We start from the raw sequence: 892 nt of genomic DNA on the forward strand, positions 1-892 counted from the left end.
TGTACTGCCCCGAGAGGTTAGGTACGCGGGTGGCGGGAGGGCCGCTGATCGCGGTGTGGAACCGGTGGTGATTGTAGTGGTGCAGCCATTCCGGGAACGCCTGGCGCCGCTGGGTCTCTGAGGTGTAGGGGCGGGCATAGGCCCATTCCTCGAGCAGGATCCGGTTGTAGCGCTCGACCTTGCCGTTGGTCTGGGGCCGGTAGGGGCGGGTGCGCTTGTGCTTGACGCCCTGGCCGGCGAGCAGGTCCCGCCAGGGGTGGGACCGGTAGCAGGCCCCGTTGTCGGTCAGCACCCGCTCCACGTCGATCCCGGCCGCGGCGAAGTAGGCGTGGGCCCGCCGCCAGAATCCGGCGGCGGTCTCCTTCTGCTCGTCGGGCAGGATCTCGCTGTAGGCCAGGCGGGAGTGGTCGTCGACGGCGTTGTGGATGTAGGCGTACCCCGCGCCGGCGCGGTGTTTGCGACCCTCGGGGCGTCCCAGCGCTCTGTGGCCGCCGCCGTCGGGGATGTTGCCGAGTTTCTTGATGTCCACGTGCACCAGCTCGCCGGGGCGCTCCCGCTCATAGCGGCGCACCTGCCGGCCGGTGGCACGGTCCAGGCAGGCCAGGCGTGGCATGCGGTAGCGGGTCAGGATGCGGTGGACGGTGGAGGCGGCCATGTGCAGGTGGCCGGCGATGCGGGCCGGGCCCCACCGTCGGGCGGTGCGGAGGTTGACGACGCGGCGCTCGCGGCGGGCGGGGGTGCGCCGGGGCGAGTGGCGGGGGCGGCTGGAGCGGTCGCGCATGCCCGCCTGTCCGTGTGCGCGGTAGCGGCCTGCCCAGCGCCTGGCGGTGCTCACGCTGGTCTGGAAGCGGTCGGCGGCGCGTCGGAGCGGCCAGCCGTCATCGACCACGCA

Annotated in this window: 1 protein-coding gene; it reads right to left on the bottom strand. The window is 72.9% G+C overall.

Features of this window, described 5'->3' with window-relative positions; translation table 11 throughout:
• Positions 1 to 892, bottom strand: an 892-nt coding sequence (locus ACFO4E_RS30075; RefSeq protein WP_378580725.1) for an IS481 family transposase, incomplete at both ends; no start/stop codon positions are given.

Source organism: Nocardiopsis mangrovi, assembly GCF_042653925.1.
Lineage (GTDB): Bacteria > Actinomycetota > Actinomycetes > Streptosporangiales > Streptosporangiaceae > Nocardiopsis_B > Nocardiopsis_B mangrovi.